The 17,883-nt window shown below is 54.7% G+C and carries 17 protein-coding genes and 1 pseudogene; 10 read left to right on the plus strand and 8 right to left on the minus strand.

Translation table 11 applies throughout. The annotated features are described in order from the left end of the window. Positions 1 to 1,273 (plus strand): alpha-keto acid decarboxylase family protein (locus ACLQ7H_RS27610; protein WP_411755426.1); only part of this gene is annotated, 1,273 nt, incomplete at its 5' end. Here ACLQ7H_RS27610 and ACLQ7H_RS27615 read toward each other — a convergent pair. Next, positions 1,249 to 2,139 carry a LysR family transcriptional regulator gene (locus ACLQ7H_RS27615; protein ID WP_411755427.1) on the minus strand — a complete coding sequence of 297 codons (891 nt, stop codon included), beginning with the start codon at positions 2,137 to 2,139 and terminating at the stop codon, positions 1,249 to 1,251. The two genes, ACLQ7H_RS27610 and ACLQ7H_RS27615, sit on opposite strands and share 25 nt — an antisense overlap. Before the next feature lie 99 nt (positions 2,140 to 2,238). Between ACLQ7H_RS27615 and ACLQ7H_RS27620 the strand changes: the two genes are divergently transcribed. Both ACLQ7H_RS27620 and ACLQ7H_RS27625 read left to right on the plus strand, forming a co-directional pair. Continuing rightward, complete coding sequence (locus ACLQ7H_RS27620) at positions 2,239 to 2,697, plus strand: multidrug/biocide efflux PACE transporter (protein WP_411755428.1); 459 nt, start codon at positions 2,239 to 2,241, stop codon at positions 2,695 to 2,697. A gap of 69 nt (positions 2,698 to 2,766) precedes the next feature. Then, positions 2,767 to 3,459 carry an aspartate/glutamate racemase family protein gene (locus ACLQ7H_RS27625; RefSeq protein ID WP_411755429.1) on the plus strand — a complete coding sequence of 231 codons (693 nt, stop codon included), beginning with the start codon at positions 2,767 to 2,769 and terminating at the stop codon, positions 3,457 to 3,459. On the opposite strand, the gene ACLQ7H_RS27630 is transcribed toward ACLQ7H_RS27625, so the two are convergent. Continuing rightward, positions 3,456 to 4,703, minus strand: coding sequence for an ion channel protein (locus ACLQ7H_RS27630; protein ID WP_411755430.1), 1,248 nt, complete (start codon positions 4,701 to 4,703; stop codon positions 3,456 to 3,458). The genes ACLQ7H_RS27625 and ACLQ7H_RS27630 overlap by 4 nt on opposite strands. 332 nt (positions 4,704 to 5,035) lie before the next feature. Here ACLQ7H_RS27630 and glk point away from each other — a divergent pair. Beyond that, positions 5,036 to 5,986: pseudogene (gene glk / locus ACLQ7H_RS27635) on the plus strand (glucokinase); the annotation flags it as partial. A gap of 187 nt (positions 5,987 to 6,173) precedes the next feature. Here glk and ACLQ7H_RS27640 read toward each other — a convergent pair. Further along, a complete protein-coding gene (locus ACLQ7H_RS27640; protein ID WP_411755431.1) occupies positions 6,174 to 7,400 on the minus strand; it encodes an OFA family MFS transporter in 1,227 nt (408 codons plus the stop codon). A 383-nt stretch (positions 7,401 to 7,783) separates the two neighbouring features. Between ACLQ7H_RS27640 and ACLQ7H_RS27645 the strand changes: the two genes are divergently transcribed. Next, positions 7,784 to 8,140: a DUF2502 domain-containing protein gene (locus ACLQ7H_RS27645; RefSeq protein ID WP_411755432.1), complete on the plus strand. Its 357-nt coding sequence runs from the start codon at positions 7,784 to 7,786 to the stop codon at positions 8,138 to 8,140. Here ACLQ7H_RS27645 and ACLQ7H_RS27650 read toward each other — a convergent pair whose 3' ends face one another. The 3 genes from ACLQ7H_RS27650 to ACLQ7H_RS27660 form a co-directional block, all read right to left on the minus strand. Further along, positions 8,141 to 8,875, minus strand: a complete 735-nt coding sequence (locus ACLQ7H_RS27650; RefSeq protein ID WP_411755433.1) for a LytR/AlgR family response regulator transcription factor — start codon at positions 8,873 to 8,875, stop codon at positions 8,141 to 8,143. Continuing rightward, on the minus strand, positions 8,872 to 10,563 hold the full coding sequence (locus tag ACLQ7H_RS27655; RefSeq protein WP_411755462.1) for a LytS/YhcK type 5TM receptor domain-containing protein: 1,692 nt from the start codon (positions 10,561 to 10,563) through the stop codon (positions 8,872 to 8,874). Before ACLQ7H_RS27655 ends, ACLQ7H_RS27650 begins: the two co-directional genes overlap by 4 nt. A gap of 108 nt (positions 10,564 to 10,671) precedes the next feature. Then, positions 10,672 to 11,916 carry a DUF1479 domain-containing protein gene (locus ACLQ7H_RS27660; protein ID WP_411755434.1) on the minus strand — a complete coding sequence of 415 codons (1,245 nt, stop codon included), beginning with the start codon at positions 11,914 to 11,916 and terminating at the stop codon, positions 10,672 to 10,674. Positions 11,917 to 12,086: 170 nt separating this feature from the next. Here ACLQ7H_RS27660 and ACLQ7H_RS27665 point away from each other — a divergent pair, with 170 nt between their 5' ends. The 3 genes from ACLQ7H_RS27665 to ACLQ7H_RS27675 all read left to right on the plus strand — a co-directional run bounded on the left by ACLQ7H_RS27665 (position 12,087) and on the right by ACLQ7H_RS27675 (position 14,920). Beyond that, positions 12,087 to 12,629: a GNAT family N-acetyltransferase gene (locus ACLQ7H_RS27665; RefSeq protein WP_411755435.1), complete on the plus strand. Its 543-nt coding sequence runs from the start codon at positions 12,087 to 12,089 to the stop codon at positions 12,627 to 12,629. Between the two features lie 119 nt (positions 12,630 to 12,748). Continuing rightward, positions 12,749 to 13,963 carry an alanine transaminase gene (alaC, locus tag ACLQ7H_RS27670; protein ID WP_411755436.1) on the plus strand — a complete coding sequence of 405 codons (1,215 nt, stop codon included), beginning with the start codon at positions 12,749 to 12,751 and terminating at the stop codon, positions 13,961 to 13,963. Between the two features lie 432 nt (positions 13,964 to 14,395). Then, positions 14,396 to 14,920, plus strand: coding sequence for a cytochrome b (locus ACLQ7H_RS27675; protein WP_411755437.1), 525 nt, complete (start codon positions 14,396 to 14,398; stop codon positions 14,918 to 14,920). A 69-nt stretch (positions 14,921 to 14,989) separates the two neighbouring features. Here ACLQ7H_RS27675 and ypdK read toward each other — a convergent pair whose 3' ends face one another. Continuing rightward, entirely contained in the window at positions 14,990 to 15,064 is a 75-nt protein-coding gene (gene ypdK / locus ACLQ7H_RS27680; RefSeq protein WP_099782600.1) for a membrane protein YpdK, read from the minus strand. A 278-nt stretch (positions 15,065 to 15,342) separates the two neighbouring features. Further along, a complete protein-coding gene (locus tag ACLQ7H_RS27685; RefSeq protein WP_411755463.1) occupies positions 15,343 to 15,789 on the minus strand; it encodes a hypothetical protein in 447 nt (148 codons plus the stop codon). A gap of 212 nt (positions 15,790 to 16,001) precedes the next feature. Between ACLQ7H_RS27685 and ACLQ7H_RS27690 the strand changes: the two genes are divergently transcribed. Further along, on the plus strand, positions 16,002 to 16,910 hold the full coding sequence (locus ACLQ7H_RS27690) for a winged helix-turn-helix domain-containing protein (protein ID WP_411755438.1): 909 nt from the start codon (positions 16,002 to 16,004) through the stop codon (positions 16,908 to 16,910). A gap of 410 nt (positions 16,911 to 17,320) precedes the next feature. Beyond that, positions 17,321 to 17,866, plus strand: a complete 546-nt coding sequence (locus tag ACLQ7H_RS27695; protein WP_411755439.1) for a fimbrial protein — start codon at positions 17,321 to 17,323, stop codon at positions 17,864 to 17,866. The last annotated feature ends 17 nt before the right edge of the window (positions 17,867 to 17,883 follow it).

Here is a 17,883-nt window from a genome sequence, read left to right on the forward strand (position 1 = left end):
GAAAGAGGTCACCATCGCTCAGGCCAGCCTGACGGCCAGCAATGCCGAAGCGGAAATCGATCGCTTATTGACGACCGCACTGTACGAGCGCCGCCCGGTGTACCTGCTGTTGCCTAGTGATGTCGCTGAAGCCCCGTTAGTCTCGCGTCCGGCACCTTTGGTATTGCGCCAGCCCAATCTCTCCGAAGTCTCTCTACAGGCATTTATCGTCGCCGCGCGGGAAAAACTGCAGGCAGCACAGCGGGTGTCCCTGCTGGCGGATTTCCTGGTCGAACGCTTCGGTGCCGAACCGGTGCTGGATCAGTGGATGAATGAGGTCAATATTCCCCACTCGACGCTGTTGTTAGGCAAAAGCGTGTTGGATGAAACCCATGCCTGCTTTACCGGAACCTATGCCGCAGCCGCCAGCGATCCTCAGGTCAAGCAGCAGATTGAGGGGGCCGATGTGGTGATTAACGTCGGGGTGCGTTTCACCGATACCATCACCGCCGGTTTTAGCCATAACCTGCCCGTGGATAAATGCATCGATATCCAGCCGTTCGAGGTGCGGGTCGGCCAGCAGGTGTTCAGCCAGATCCCGATGCGGGACGCGGTAATGGCTCTACACCAATTGACGTTATCGTTAGCCAGCAAGTGGACGTTGCCGTCGATCAAACGGCCAGCGCTGCCGGATCCGAATAGCAGTGGTCTGGATCAACATGGTTTTTGGCAACAGATCCAAGACTTCTTGCAGCCGGGGGATATCCTGATTGCGGAGCAGGGCACTGCCTGTTTTGGCGCGGCGTCGTTGACGCTGCCGCAGGGTTGCCGGTTTATCGTGCAGTCCTTATGGGGATCGATCGGCTATACCTTACCGGCGGCGTTTGGCGCGCAGACTGCCGAACCCCATCGTCGGGTGGTGTTGTTGATTGGCGATGGGGCCGCTCAGCTTACCGTGCAGGAGTTGGGCAGCATGCTGCGCGATGGGCAAAAGCCGGTGATCCTGCTGCTGAATAATGAGGGTTACACCGTAGAACGGGCTATCCACGGGCCAGAGCAGCGCTATAACGATATCGCTCAATGGAATTGGACGCGGTTACCGCAGGCTTTATCGCTCAATCATCAGGTGAAATGCCTGCGTGTCACTGAGCCTGAGCAGTTGCGTGCGGCGCTTGGTGAGGTCGGTGGCAGTGAGCAACTGGCGTTTATCGAGGTGGTGCTGCCAAAAATGGATATTCCCGAACTGCTCGATAGCGTGTCACGGGCCATTCAATCGCGTAATGCGGCGGCTTGATCGGTGGCATTTTCCAGCAGGCGATCCAATAACCACAGCCCCGCGGGCCCCGGCGGGGTAAGCTTGGACCAGACGGCGTCGACCGAGATGGTTTGCGGCCAGCCGCGCATTTTCAGCTCTGTCAGACGTTGCTGCCCGTACTGTTTGACCAGCCAGTGCGGCAGCATTGCCCAACCCGCCCCCTGTTCCGCCATCTCCAGCAGCATCAGATAGCTGGGCGCCGACCAGGCCCGACCGCGCGGTTTTGGCGCGCTGTTGCTGGTATAAGTGTTGAGGTAAAGTTGGCGGCTGCTGGCAAGGTGTGCCTGTGTCAGGGCTGGGAGGTGGGCCAGTGGATGATCATGAGCGACAAACAACCCCATTTCGGTCTGTTCTGGCAGCCTGGCGACGGCGATCTCGGGGGGATAGGTGGGTTGTACCGCCAGCATCCCCAGGTGAGCGCGGCCGGTCTGTAGCAGATCCAGCACATCCTCCCCTTCGGCGATCATACATTCCAGCTCAATATCCTGATAACGCCGCTCGAAATGTTTCAGCAGCTTATCGTGATGGTTGGGTTGATAGGTATCGGAAAATACGATGGTCAGCCGTGGTTCGATATTGTCCCCCAAGCGGATGCTCAGCGCATCGAGTCGTTCGCTGGCCGCGAGAATTTCCTGCACGTGCCCCAGCACCTTGCGGCCAGCCTCCGTCAATACCGGTTGGCGCGCTTGGCGATCGAACAGCGTCAGCCCAAGATCCGCCTCCAGATTGGCAATGGCGGTGCTGATGGTGGATTGGCTTTTGCGCAGCCTGCGTGCGGCGGCAGAAAACGAGCCTAACGCGGCGGCCTCAACAAAGGCCAGTAGGGCTTCTGGGGAATAGCGCATGATATATCTACTTTATCGATGGAATCTATTTTTAATCTACGCAAAAAAGCGATGATAATCACCTGACTTTTTCAATAATGATCATAAAGCAGGTGAAGTATGCAGTTGCAAAACAAGTCGTTGGTTGAACGTATCGTTCACGCCGTGGGGTTCGAAGCTATCGCCGTGATGATCTGTGCCCCTTTGGGGTCATGGCTGCTTAACCGCTCGATGGCGCAGGTCGGGGCGCTGGCGATCATGTTATCTACCGTCGCCATGCTGTGGAACATCATCTATAACTCGATCTTTGATTGGCTGTGGCCGGTGAGCCGAGTGGTCAGAACGCTGAAAGTACGTATAGGCCACGCCTTTGGCTTTGAAGCCGGGTTTGTGCTGATTGGTCTGCCGATAGCCGCCTTTATGCTCAATATTTCGTTGTGGCAGGCCTTTGTTTTGGAGCTCGGTTTCTTCCTGTTCTTCCTGCCCTATACCATGGCGTATAACTGGCTCTACGATACCCTGCGCCAGCGTTGGTTCGAGCCGCGTCAGGCACCGGCCAGCAGTTCGCGCAGCAAATAATTGCTTCGTCAGTCAGGTCGTTCTCGGGTAATGTCTGGTTGATAGTGAGTCAAAACCAAGGAGAACCGAATGAAAGTGTTGGGATTGTTGGGCGGGATGAGTTGGGAATCCACCATCCCCTATTACCGAATGATCAACGAGCAGGTGAAACAGCGGCTTGGTGGCCTGCATTCAGCCAAAATCGTGCTCTACAGCGTAGATTTTCATGAAGTGGAACGCTTGCAGCACCAAGGTGATTGGGAAGGGGCTGGCCGTTTGCTGGCAGGGGCCGCCGCTTCGCTGCGTGCTGCCGGTGCCGAGGCTATCGTGATTTGTACCAACACTATGCATAAGGTGGCGGATGCGGTGGAACAGGCCAGCGGCTTGCCACTGATCCATATTGCCGATGCCACGGCATTGCAGGTGCGCCAGCAAAATATCCGCCGTATCGGCTTACTTGGCACGCGCTTTACCATGGAACAGGATTTTTACCGTGGGCGTTTGCAGGATAAATTTGCTATCGAAGTGGTTACGCCGGATGCCGCCGATCGCGAGATCGTACACCGCATCATTTATGAAGAGCTGTGCCTGGGCAAAATCGTTGATACCTCACGCGATGAATATCGCCGGATTATTGCCAAGTTGGAACAGCAGGGCGCGGAGGGGATTATCTTTGGCTGCACCGAGATCGGCCTGTTGGTTAACGCACAAGATGCCACGGTGCCGGTATTCGACACCACGGCCATTCATGCGCATGCCGCTGCCGAGTATGCTCTGGCCTAGTCTTCATGCGGAGGCTGGTATTTTACTACCAGCATTAAAGGTTTGCCCGCCAGCACCAACCAGGCGGGCAACATCACAATACACAGTATCGGTAACAGGTGCAGCTCTGGCACCACCGCTACGGCCATAAACAGGCTCAGCCAGCCGTCGCGAGTGACCACCAGCACCAACCCCATAATGGCACAGGAAACGGTGATCGCTGCCGGAACCGCCGGGACATGCTGATGCAACATCAACCCCAGCGCGACGCCGATAAATACCGCCGGGAAAATACGCCCGCCGCGGAAGCCACTGGCGGCAGCTACCACCAGGGCGGCCAGCTTGGTCAGGGTGATGACCAGCAGTTGGCTGGTGGTGAAACTGCCGTCGACCACCAACAGTTTCATCTCATCCAACCCTTTGAATAGGGTGATATCTCCGCCAATGACCCCAAGGATACCCAGCAGCAGGCCACCTAGCCCAAGCATCAATACCGGGTTTTTCAGCGAATGGAACAGGTGGTGCATGCGTGGGAAGCACCAGATCGCCACCATCCCCAGGGCAATAGCGATCAGCGCGACCACCGAGCCGCTGAAGATATCGCGTAGCCGGGTCACATCGTAAGCATCAAGCTGTAGGGTAAAGTTCGGGGTAAAGAACATCTGGGTAGTGACGGCCCCGGCGGCAGCGGCCATCAGCGGGGCAAACAGCCGATCCCACAGGGGGACTTCGTTATTTCCCCCTAGCGTTTGCGAGAAAATCAGGGCGGCGGCAACCGGTGTGCCAAACATTGCGCCAATCGTGCCAGCGGCGGCGAGGATGATCCAATCCATCTTTGGCACCTTTGGCAATAACCTGGCCCCTAGTGCGACCACCAGGGCAATATTGATGGCGGTGATCGGGTTTTCCGGCCCCAAACTGACGCCACCTGCCAGGCCGACCATCAAGGCTAACGCCAACCCCGGCACGGCGGCCAGCGGCAAAGGCATGCCGATCAGCGATTCGGTAGCCGGATCTGGCCCGGCATGGCCCGGTACGAAACGTATGATCAACCCAACGGCGATACCGGTCAGCGTAAGAATACCGATGGTCCACCAGGGGGAATGGCTATCGATATTGAGCAGTTCCGGGAGGCGAGTCCATAGCAAATTCTGCAGCACGTTGGCACTTTCCATCAGCAATATGAGGATCAGACTGGAGGCGGAACCGATAACGATCGCGGGCAGGGCGAAGGCCAACATAGCATTGGCGCGCGGATGCAGCATGCGGGATCCCTTGTTGTCACGTCCCTGATTGGCAGGGAAAACAGAGAGTAAAGCCAGCAGAATCGCCAGGCCCCAGAGAAATGGTTTGCATAGTATATAGCCCCAACGGAGTGATTTCGCTAATGGTAGCCGTGCGCGATCGCATTCATCTCACGTTTTTTGCGCCAATCTGTTACTGCCGGTATAAATCGGTGAAAACGGTGCTGGCTGAAACGATTTTTGTGATCGAGATCGCTATTGAGCAGCGGGCCGCAGAATGCCGATTGTTGTTTGGGCGGCGTGATTTTACAGTGTACCCAATTTCGCATTATTCATTTTAGGGAGAAACACCGATGACCTATGCCCTCGTAGGTGATGTTGGCGGCACCAATGCCCGCCTGGCGCTGTGCACTGTCGAGACGGGAGAGATCGCCCAGGCCAAGACCTATTCTGGTCTGGAGTTCGATAGCCTGGAAGCGGTGATCCGCCAATACCTGGCCGAGCTGCAGCTGGAGGTTCAGGATGCCTGTATCGCCATCGCCTGTCCGGTAACAGAGGATTGGGTCGCCATGACCAATCACACCTGGGCTTTCTCCATCAACGCGATGAAAGAGAGCCTGGGCTTAAAACACCTGGAAGTGATTAACGATTTTACCGCGGTTTCGATGGCGATTCCGATGCTGTCCGAAGATGACGTGTTGCAGTTTGGCGGTGGCAAAGCGCAAAAGGATAAACCGATTGCTGTTTACGGTGCGGGTACGGGCCTGGGGGTGGCGCATCTGGTACACGTAAACCACCGCTGGGTGAGCCTGCCGGGTGAAGGCGGCCACGTAGATTTTGCACCGAACAGTGAAGAAGAGGACATCATCCTGGAGGTGCTGCGTGGCGAAGTGGGGCACGTCTCTGCGGAGCGCGTGCTGTCTGGCCCTGGGCTGGTGAATCTGTACCGTGCCATCGTCAAGGCGGACCAGCGCCTGCCGGAGAAGCTGGAGCCGAAAGACATCACCGAACGTGCGCTGGCGGATAGCTGTACCGATTGCCGCCGTGCCTTGTCTCTGTTCTGCGTGATCATGGGGCGGTTTGGCGGCAACCTGGCGTTGAATCTGGGGACGTTTGGCGGGGTGTATATTGCCGGGGGCATCGTGCCGCGCTTTATGGAATTCTTCAAGGCCTCGGGGTTCCGCGCTGCCTTTGAAGACAAGGGCCGCTTCAAAGACTACGTTCGTGAAATTCCGGTGTTTATGATCACCCATTCCCAACCGGGATTGTTGGGGGCTGGCGCTCATCTACGGCAGACGCTGGGGATACCCCTCACCGCAACCCTCTCCCACAGGGAGAGGGAGCTGATAGCCCCTGCTCGTTTAGAAGTAAACAGATAATCTCAACAACTGCGATCGTCTCTTCAGCCAGTTCTGATGAAGAATCACGATACTTTCAGCCCAACTCGATCGGTCCCCTCTCCCTTTGGGAGAGGGTTAGGGTGAGGGGTCATTAGCCGTTGGCTTTAGCCAATACCGGCTCTGCGTGAGACTCTTCTTCCTGCTCAACCGCTTTTGGCGCTTTGATAAACAGGGTGATCAGCAGTGAAATCACCGACAGTACACCCATCACTATGAAAGTCGCGTGGAAGCCGCCGAAGTGGTTGGCAACAAACGACCCTGCCAGCGCGCCTAGGCCAAAGCCTTGATAAATGATGCCGTAGTTTTTGCTGTGGTTTTTCAGGCCGAAGAAGTCACCGACGATCGCCGGGAAGACGGTAATGTTGCCACCGAAACAGAAGGCGACCGCACCGACGCAGATAAAGAACAGCGTATGACTCAGCGTCAGGAAACTCAGTGCGGCAATCGCCAGAATGGTGACCAGCATGGTGAAGCTGATGACGCGCATACGGCCCACTTTATCCGACAATGTGCCCAGAATGATGCGGCCTGCGGTATTGAAGATTGCCACGGCGGAAACGGTGTTGGCGGCGGTGGCCAAATCCATCCCAGCCAACTGTACGCCCATGTCTTTAACGATACCGATCAGATACAAACCGCTCATGCAGGCCGCGAAGAAAATCACGAACAGCATATAGGCCTCTTTGCTGGCCAGCATCTGGCGCACGGTATAATCGTTGCCCAGCGTGCCGTGGTTAGCCTGTTGGTTAACCTGCCCCGGTTCTTTGAGCAGCATGGAGCCCAGCACAATCAGCGCCATCACGATCACGCCCCAGTAGAAGAAGGCGGCAGAGACACCGGCACCGCTAATCAGGGCGGCGTTAACGTATTTGAACAACAGACTGCCGCTACCGAACGCCCCGACGGAGATGCCGGAAATCAGCCCCTTGTTGTCCGGGAACCATTTGATCAGGTTGGACAGCGTAGAGATGTAAGCGATACCCACCGCAAAACCTACTACCACGCCTGCTAACAGATAAATCATATCCAGCGATTGCACGTGGGCGCTGGCAATCAGCCCCAGGCCGACCAGCACGCCGGAGAACAGCGTCAGATTACGAATACCGAAACGCTCTTGTAGCTTACCGGCGAACAGCGTAGCGAAGGCCAGGAAGAAGCTGGTGATCGAGAAGGTAGTCGCGACATCGCCAAGGCCCCAGTGGAACTTGTCTACCAGCGGCTGGTTGAACAGGCTCCAGGTATAGATAGTGCCGAGGCCCATCTGGCAGATGATGGTGCCGAGAACGATTAAGCTGCGATTTGCCGGTTTGCTGTTCATAGCCGGTCTCCTTCCTGTAATGGCGTTGCCTATTGGCAAAATTAGCAAGGCAACCTGAGCCCTGCGGTATGGGCCTATTATAAAGGGGGCGATCGTTGCCAATGGCGGATCGGGAATGAACTGCCGTTACCGAGGAATGAAATGCCATTATCGCTGCATGAGTTGCCGAATAAGGGCTAAAAAGCCGTTGGAATGCGGCCTGCCAGGCGTGATCTACATCAAAGATATGTCAGAATTATGGCCAACCCGACGGGGCAACTGTGTAGTAATTGTGAAGGATATGCCTGAAAGGTGTAATTGGGCTTTCGTCCTATAGAGAACGTAACGGTGCGGAACTACTGTGATCGGTAAATGGACCCGTTCCATTCTCTGGGAGAGACCTGATGAAAAAAGTGCTGTTGTTATTGGCCGCGTTGTTGCCGCTGTCACTGCCTGCGGTGAGCCATGCGGATATTTCTGTCGGCATCAACGTGCCCGGTATGTCGGTGCATATTGGCGATCGTGATGACCGTGGCCATTACTGGGATGGCTACCGCTGGCGTGAGCCGCGCTGGTGGTACCAACATCGTCCGCGCGAATATTATGGCCCACGTGAACACTATGGCCCGCCGCCACGGGTGATTCACTACGGACCGCCACCACGCCAATGGCGTGATGGACCGCGTTATCATCGAATGCCACCTCCGCCACCGCCGGGTTATTACCAGCGAGAGCACGGCCCCCGAGGCCCGCGTTGGTAATTACAGACGCATCAGTTGGCGGAACGCTTTAACCTTGCTGCGGCTGACCGGGACTTCAAAATCCAGATCGCTCAGCCGCAGAATATAGGTGTTGTTGAACCATGGAACGATTTCCCGGATCTTGGACAGATTGACGCAATACGAACGGTGGCAGCGGAAGAAAAACTCTTCCGGCAGCCGCTGGTAAAACTCGGTGATATTCATCGGCATCACAAACTCTTCGCGCCGGGTATACACCCGCGTGACCTTCTCATCGGCGGCGGCGTAGTAGATGTCGTTGATGTCCGTGACGATGATGCGTTCGTCTTTGATCAGGTTGATGCTGTGGCTGGTGCGATTCGCCAGTGTGCTAGGTTCCGGAGTCTGCGCCGGTCGGTTATGCAATGCCTCCAGCTTTTGCAGCATGGTGATGATACGCGCTTCATGATACGGCTTGAGGATGTAGTCGAACGCCTCGATCTCAAACGCCTCCACCGCATGCTCTTTATAGGCGGTGATAAACACGATTGACGGGCGATGGGCAAATTTGCTGATGTTCTGCGCCAACAATACGCCGTCTAACGACGGAATATTGATATCGAGGAAAATGGCGTCTACCTGATGGTTTTGCAGGTATTTAAGCACGTCCAAGCCATCTTCAAAGGTGGCTTCGATGGTGATATTGCTGTGTTTATTAATCAGATAAGTCAGCTCTTGCTGGGCGAGAAACTCATCCTCCACAATGATGGCTTTCATAACGGTTCCCCGGCAGGTTGTGGGCTGTTTTCGCTATGCAGCTTATTACCGTTTTTGGTGATGTAAAAGGCGATTTCCGTTCCTGGCTCCAGCCTACGGATGCGCAGCCCTTCGCCGTACAGCAGTGAAACCCGGTGATGTACGTTGAGCAGGCCGATATTGTGGCCCGGCATTTCATTGCGCGCCACGCGTTCGATCACTAACGGATCGATGCCGTTACCCGTATCTTTCACCGAAATCTTGACGCGATCGCCCCGATCTTTCACCGCGATCACCACCACGCCTTTCCCTTTACAGGGCTGAATGCCGTGCACGATGGCATTTTCCACCAGCGGCTGGATCAGCAGGCTAGGGATGCGCACGGCAATATCGTCGTCGATATCATAAATCACCGTCAGCTTACTGCCGAAGCGTGCCTGCTCAATGGCGATATAGTCCTGGATCTGATGCAGTTCCTTACGGATATCGATCAGTTCGTCGTTCAGTTCCAGGTTATAGCGCAGGTAACGCGACAGGTTGATGATCAACTGGCGGGCGGTATCCTGATTAAGCCGGATTGAAGACGAGATAGCGTTCAGGGCATTAAACAGAAAATGCGGATTGATTTTGCTTTGTAGCGCGCGCATTTCGGCCTTGTCGGCCATTTGGCGCAGATGCTCGATGCGCGAGACTTCCATCTGGGTAGAGATAATCTGCGACAGGCCAACCGCCATCACCTTCAGCGTATTGGTGATCTGATGGGCATGGCAGTAGTAAATTTTCAGCGCCCCGGTCACCTCGCCCTTTTCCCATAGAGGGATCACCAGTTGGGAATGGATCTGCGGTGCGGTCTGGTTCTCCAGGTTGTTTTTGATGATGATTTTGCCCTGCTGGATACTTTCCAGCGTGACGCTGCTCAGTCCCGCGCGACCGAGTGGGTAATGTTCTGCTCCCACGCCAACGTAGGCCAGCACATGCTGGGTATCGGTGATGGCGACCGCGTCGGCATTGATATCGTGGCGGATAATTTCGCAAATGGTGGTCAGCGATTCGCCGTTGATATTACGGAAATAGGGCAGCGTTTTGCGGGCGATATCCAGCGCCAGCTTGGCCTGCCGCGCCGCAATCACCTCTTTTTCGTCTTCGACGCTTTGCACCAGCAGCACGATCAGGCCGATACACACCGTGCCGAGGATCATCGGCAGGGCAATTTTAGACACGATATCCAGCCCGAGTTCGGTGGGTTTGGCCCAGGCAACGATCAGCAGCATGGTGAGTGATTCACACAGCATGCCCCCCAAGATCCCGGCACGCCAGCGCTGGCCTTTCTTCACCTTCAGGTTGATATAACCGGCGCCGATCCCGGCAATAATGCTGGTGATCAGGCAGGGAACCGAGGTGATGCCGTCGATATCGATCAGGTAGCGGTGCAATCCGGCGATAATGCCGGTAATGATGCCGACCCAGGGGCCAAACAGGATCCCCCCGGCCATGATGGCGATCACGCGCACGTTAACCAGGGAGCCTTCGACGTTGATGCCAGAATAGGTACTGAACAGGGCGAACAGAGAGAAGATGGCCGTGACTGCGGCCAGTTCCAGCGGAGTATGATCTTCCTTTTGCAACAGCTGGCGAAACAGCCGGGTGCGGGTGAGGAAAAACAGGCAGATCAACATCAGGGCGGCACGATCGAATACCGCTAACAACATTTCAAAAACAGGGTGCACAACGGCGGCTCACTGCGACAAACGGGAGAACAGAGTATATCACAGCGCTGCAATGACCGCGGTGGCCGTAGCACACCGCGGTCATCAGGGCTATTTAAACCCCAACTGCTCCTTGCCGAGCGGTGTCAGTAGCTCAACGGTGGCGCGGCCAATGAAATCCACTTCGAAATCATCTGCAGCAAAATCCACCGGACTTTTGCCCGACAGGAAGCTTGGCAGCTGCCGTTGCAGATAGGCATCGTTCTTCTCGCAACCCGGCGCGGCGGCAATGTACATCACGTTGCTGTCGAACTCGCCATTATGCTCGTTTTCTACCGAATGGATCACGTCACAGTGCCAGAAGACCGTATCTCCCGGCTCCAGATCGGGAATAGGGGATAACCCACTTAATAAAAGGGGATGCCACTGTTCCGAGATAGATAATGCCCGGCCCGGGGCGGCTCCACACAAATCGTCATCCGCCACATCGTCTTGCAGGGCACGCAGCAGTATATAGGCCATAGCGTTGGCGATCGGCACCACGTTCAGCGTACCCGCGTGGGTACGTTGCGGCGTCAGCGCTGTCCAGCCCTGGAAGGTGCGGAACATGGAGCAGACCGCCGGTGAGGCGATCTCGCGTACTTCGGTGCGGCCATCGGCGGCAAAGGGATCGTATTGCTGCCAGTTACCGGAGAACACGTGACGATAGACATAGCGGAAATTCTCATCCAGCCAACGTTCAATGGTACCGCTATCCACATGCGGGGAAAGGCCCAACGAAGAGGAGTTTGGCGGGCGGCGGCGGGTACGGTCGGCATAGGTAGCAACACGCGTTGGGTCAAAGTGCTGTTTGCCGTTGCTTTCGGTTGCCCACAGGCTGTTAAGGAACACCTGCACCGCGTGCATGCGCTGGTCCTGACGGGCTTCGACCTGGGGTTTCGACCAGTAAATGCCGTAGATCTGTGGCTTACTGGCGGCCAGTTTGCCAAAGTAGTTATCTTCGGCGGCATTTTTTAGCCGCTCGACGAAGTTATTGCGTTCGAGATAATTGCCGATCTCCTGGTTCCAGGCCTCGGCTTTGCTGCGTGGGAATACGCCCCGAATCGCGCATACGCCGCGCTGTTTGATCAGGGCAATTTGTTGTTCGGTAACGCGTTGCTGCAAAATATCTTCAGCGTCCACCTGCGGCACCGGGTCCTGGCCGTTGGTCAGTTCCTGACGGATTTGCTCCACCTGTTGGCGAATATTGTCTTCCAGCGCCAGGAAGACTTCGCGATAGTTGGGCAGAGCCTGGCGTAGCTGCTGCTTGACGCTTTTAATTGCGGCAGGGATATCATCGATGAGTAATGAAGCCATGGTGTTCTCCTTGGCCCGCCGGTGGGCGAGGATGGTGGATGGTAGAGTAGCGGTATAAAGTTGCCATTTTGTTGTAACCTCGTTAATGATTATCTGGATTTAATAGGGGAAAATAAAGGGATATCTTTCATTCGTAACTTCCTCTTTTTCGTTTTTCGGAGATTGACCTGATGAAATTGGAAACACCCCGCTTGCTGCTGACATCGCTAACGGCAGATGACTGGCCATTATTCCTCCGTCTGTTCCAGGATCCCCAGGTGATCCGTTACATTGCCGATCCGCTGCCGGAACACGAGATCCGCGAACGTTTCGCAGCACGCTTGCCCGCATGGGATAAGCATTGCGATCGCTGGTTGTGTCTGGTGATGAGAGAAAAAAGCAGCGGTAAAGCGGTAGGAATGACCGGGTTTCGCCCTGAGTGGACCCCTTGCCAGCAGGCCGAAGTGGGTTTTGGCAGCCTGCCGGAAGGGCAAGGGAAAGGTTATGGCAAAGAGTCACTGCCCGTGGTCTTGGACTTCGCCTTCAATGCCTGTGGGTTTCACAAAGTGTATGCCACGGTGACGGAAGGTAATCTGGCCTCACGGGGTCTGTTGGAGAGCTGTGGTTTCCAATTGGAAGGGACGCTGCGTGACAATTTCCGCCTGGCAGGCCAGTGGTGTAATGACTGGCAGTTAGGGTTGTTGGCGAGGGAATTTGCGGCTGCCAATCGGTAAAAAAAATTGTTATGCGGGGGCTCGACAGCCTGACAAGGCTGAGTTATGTTCGATGTTCGGCCATTCTGTGGCCAGCGTCGCTCGGATGGTCCGGGCGCTAACGTCTCTTCGAGGTAGCTATGTCTGATAACAACCCGCGCCGTTTCACGCGCATCGAACGCCTGCCCCCTTATGTATTTAATATCACCTCCGAACTGAAGATGGCTGCACGCCGTCGCGGGGAAGATATTATCGATTTCAGCATGGGTAACCCGGACGGCCCCACGCCGCCGCATATCGTAGAGAAACTCTGTACCGTAGCCCAACGTGACGATACGCATGGCTACTCGACTTCACGCGGCATTCCGCGCCTGCGCCGTGCTATTTCGCACTGGTATCAAGAGCGCTATCAGGTCGATATCGATCCCGAAAGCGAAGCCATTGTGACCATCGGCTCGAAAGAGGGCCTGGCGCACCTGATGTTGGCGACGCTCGATCACGGGGATACGGTGCTGGTGCCCAATCCAAGTTATCCGATCCACATTTATGGTGCAGTGATCGCCGGTGCGCAGGTACGTTCGGTGCCGCTGGTGGACGGCGTGGATTTCTTTGGTGAGCTGGAGCGCGCCATTCGTGAAACCATTCCACGGCCAAAAATGATGATCCTGGGCTTCCCGTCCAACCCGACGGCGCAGTGTGTGGAGCTGGATTTCTTTGAGCGGGTAGTGGCGCTGGCGAAGCAATACGACGTGCTGGTGATCCACGATCTGGCCTACGCCGATATCGTCTATGACGGCTGGAAAGCGCCTTCAATCATGCAGGTGCCGGGAGCCAAAGACATTGCGGTAGAATTTTTCACCCTGTCGAAAAGCTACAATATGGCCGGCTGGCGTATTGGCTTTATGGTGGGGAATCCTGAGCTGGTTAACGCGTTAGCACGGATTAAAAGCTACCACGACTACGGCACCTTTACGCCGCTGCAGGTGGCCGCCATCGCCGCATTGGAAGGCGATCAGCAGTGCGTGCTGGACATTGCCGAGCAGTATCGCCAGCGCCGTAACGTGCTGGTGAAAGGGCTGCACGAAGCGGGCTGGATGGTCGAGAACCCCAAAGCCTCGATGTATGTGTGGGCGAAAATTCCTGAGCCTTACGCGCATCTGGGGTCGCTGGAGTTCGCCAAGCGTTTGTTGGCGGAGGCTAAGGTATGTGTATCGCCGGGGATCGGCTTTGGCGATTACGGTGATACCCATGTGCGTTTTGCCCTGATTGAGAATCAGGACCGTATCCGCCAGGCGGTGCGCGGTATCAAGGCGATGTTCCGTGCTGATGGGTTAATCAAGCCAGCGACCAAATAACATCGAGTTGTTGCCTGAGACCCGGCAATCGCTGTTACCCCTCACCCCGACCCTCTCCCATAGGGAGAGGGAGCCAGTCCGGAGTGGTATTCAAGTGCGGTGAGCGGTCTGTTTTTCTCGATGAGGGGGCTGATTCAGTCCGGTGGCCAAGTAAGTTTCTGTACCTATAGCAAACTCGATCGGTCCCCTCAGGGAGCTGACAGTCCCTGCTCGTTTTGAAGTAAAGCGATAATCTCTGCAAGCTCGATTGTCTTTCATCCAAGGTAAGTCACTACAATTTCAAACACGCTCGATCGGTCCCCTCTCCCTGTGGGAGAGGGTTAGGGTGAGGGGCGTGTTAAGTACCCACAATCCTGATTTTTCTTCTACTTAAGGTTCTCTTCAGTTGTTATCCGCTATGCTCAGCTAATACCGTATTTAGTGGGAGTCTCTATGAGCGTTCGCTTTGCAAAATCACAAATCCTCCTGCACTGGCTGACACTGGCGATGGTGATCCTGACTTACAGCGCCATGCTGCTGAAGGACTCGGTGCCGGATGACAGCGTAGCGTTGGTGAAGGATCTGCACTTTAACTTTGGCCTGTCGGTGTTTGTGCTGATGTTTATCCGCTTAGGGCTACGCCACCGGCATCCTACGCCGCCGATCACTCCGGCTTTGCCGGAATGGCAGGTGCTAGGGGCGAAGATTTTCCATGGGTTGCTGTATCTGCTGTTTTTATCGTTGCCGATATTAGGCTTCTTGACGTTGGCCTATAGTGGCAAACAGTGGATGCTGCTGGGCTGGCAGGTGCCGCAGTGGGTCACGCCCGATGCGGGCATACGTCGCACGCTGAAAATGGTGCACGAAACCTTGGCAAACACGGGGTATTTCATCGTCGGCATCCATGCCCTGGCCGCGATATATCATCACTACCTGCGTGGTGACGACACCTTGCGCCGGATGATGCCCGGCAAATAGTTCGCGGTGCCAGAAACAACAAAGGGGCACTTCTGCGCCCCTTTATCTATGTACCTGGTGAGGTTGCGGTTAGGCAACCATCAGCATGAAGGTGCCTACCCATGCAACCAGCATGAATGAAACGCCCATCAAAAAGTATTTCACGGAACAACTCCTTGTGGAGTCCTCGCAAGCCAACGATCCCGATTGTTGTCTGAGTATTTTGTGGCAAATCAGCGGCGGGTGGCGAGTTCTTCAATCAGAAAAACAACGTCCCGAGCGACGATTTACCGGTCGTTGCGATTCAAGTTCCTTGAGGTTAACCAGGAATCACAACAGGATCGGCGCTAATGTACTCCCAAAATCCTACCCATTTCAATACTGTGTTTTTGATCACACTTTTGCCGATTTTTTACTCTGCCAGAGAGCATTGGGTAAACTATTTATTCTGACGGCTGGCGCAGTGCCACCACCGTGGTATGCACTTCGTAGCCTAGTAAAAACAGGGCTTGCTCCAGGGCTTCGACCTTCGAGGCATAGGCCACATCCAGCAACCGATCGATCTGTGCGCCGTTAAGCCCCATCTGGCGGGCCAGCAGCGCTTTTGAGGTGTTGCTGCTCAACATATGGTTATGCAGTTCCAGCTTTAATTTCACCAGCACGGGTAGATGCAGGGCGATGTCACCTGCCTGCAACGAGGAAGCTGCAGGTACCGGTCGACCTTCTTCCATTTCAATGGTGATAGCCGTCAGCAGGCTTTCCTGCGCCTCCAGTTCGATGTCCTCACGTTTGTAGCAGGCGGCTTGCTGCTCGGGGAAATCGCGTAAAGTAATTTGCCAGGCATCGCTTTCGCTATCGAAGGCGTAATGGGCGGGATAGTGGCAAGGCATCATATTTCCTGCTTGGGCGAAGTGAACCGCATTGTGACCGGTTGGCAACAACAATGCCAGAGATTGGCGTCCTTAAAGCGCGGGGATAATCGCTGCGTCGGCCGCCAAGCTGAAAACATTGTTGCACCGTATCTTTTTTGGACGACGACTGATGTTTTATTAGCAACTTATGCCAGAATTATCCCATAAGCCCAGTGATAATCCGGATTAACATGAAATACAGATTTAACGATCGTGTGCTGTTTGATGATGATAGTGGAACGTTGGGTCCAAGCGACTTTTCCGACGAGCCGACACCTATTTCTAATCCTGCCAAACGTCTTTTGCTATTACTGATCGCCAACTATGGCCAACCCGTGGAACGGGAGGTGATTTTCAAAAAGGTGTGGGACGACTACGGCATGATCTCCAGCAATAACAACCTTAATCAATGCGTGAGCAAGCTGCGCCGAGTGCTTAAGGTGATGGGGATCGATGATGAGGTGATTGTCACCGTTCCGAAAATGGGGTTTATGTTGCGCCGCGAGATCCAGGTTGAAATCAGCCAGGAAGACGATGGGCATTTTACCCCGCTTGTCCCTGCACAGACCGTGGGTGATGAGGCCTATTTGCCAGTAGAGAGCGGGTTGGAAGAGGAAACGGTGGCTGAGACTGACGATGATCTGGCCATAGTAACCGAACCGGACCAGGAGCCCGATATACCGACAAGCGCAGAGATTGTCACTCCTGCCAACAAAAAACGTATTGGTTGGGGGCTGATCGCTGCGGTTGCCGGTTTGGTCTTTCTGCTGGGGATCGCATCTACGATGTACGCCACCAATTCGCTTGCAAGGCAGGAGGTGTTTCTTGGCCGGGCGGGAAGTTGCAAGGTGTTTATGTCGACATCCACGCAATCAGGTGTCCCCAGCACCAGTCTGAATCAGGACATGCTGTCCTATGTTGAGCAACGAAAAGCCGAATGCCGGGCCGATGAATATCTGCTGGTGGTACGCAGCAACCAGGTTCGTTCCTTAATTTCTGGCGTGAGCCGCCTGTTCTTTGTGCGCTGTACCATCGTGCGGGAGCACAAAATAGAGTTTTGCTCAGGCATGGAGAACGACAGTTTGCCGTTGCTGCAGTGAATTGAACGCAGATGATAACCAAATTGTTTAAAAATTGTTTAATTCGAACATAAAACAAACAAGTTTTTTGTGCTTAACAAAGAGACCATGCAGAGTTTTGTACATTAAAAAAACCATTTAAAACATTAAATTTAGGTTTTAAACCTAAATAATTTCAAGTTAATAGTTAATGATTCTTTTGTACCGATTGTGGGTTAAGATTTTTCTTGTCAATGGGCGGTTAGGATTGTTCTTAAGTAACTGGCTGATGACGTTCACTACGGAACCTGCGGAGTTTTCGCAGAACGGTGGAAACAAACAAGTACGGCAGGATGGTAAATAAAGGACCGATGACAGTAAAGCTTCTCGGGCGCACCAATCGGCAATGTGCTTAGTTAACTACAGTTATCTTATAACGGATTAGGATCATTATGAAATTTTACAACACCAAAACTACCCTGCTGGCCGCTATTATCGGTATGACTTTTGCGGGCTCTGCCCTGGCAGCCGATGGCACCATTACCATCAACGGTACCATTACCGACACCACCTGCGATATTTCGGTCAACAACCAGTCTAAAGACGCCACGGTTACGTTACCGACAATTTCCATCTCTGCGCTGCCTGCCGTTGGGGCAACCGCAGGGGCAACACCTTTCAGCATCGCACTGACCAACTGTGGAGGAACTACACTCAATACTGCTAGCACCTTCTTTGAGGCTGGCACTTATGTTGAGCAAAGCACCGGTCGCCTGAACAACTCGGCATCGGGCACGGCGACCAACGTCCAGGTTCAGCTGTTGAACGCCAATCTGGGCAGCATCATGGCGGGTAACGCACATAGCCAAGGCGATTTGGAAGTTGATATCAGCTCCAGTGGCGGCGTAATGAATTATTATGCGCAATACTATGCGAAAGGGATAGTCACGCCAGGCACGGTGAATACCCAGGTGGATTACACCATCATCTACCTGTAAGACAGCCAGCCGTGGAT

This window comes from Serratia sp. (in: enterobacteria) (assembly GCF_046715635.1).
Classification (GTDB): Bacteria; Pseudomonadota; Gammaproteobacteria; order Enterobacterales; family Enterobacteriaceae; genus Chania.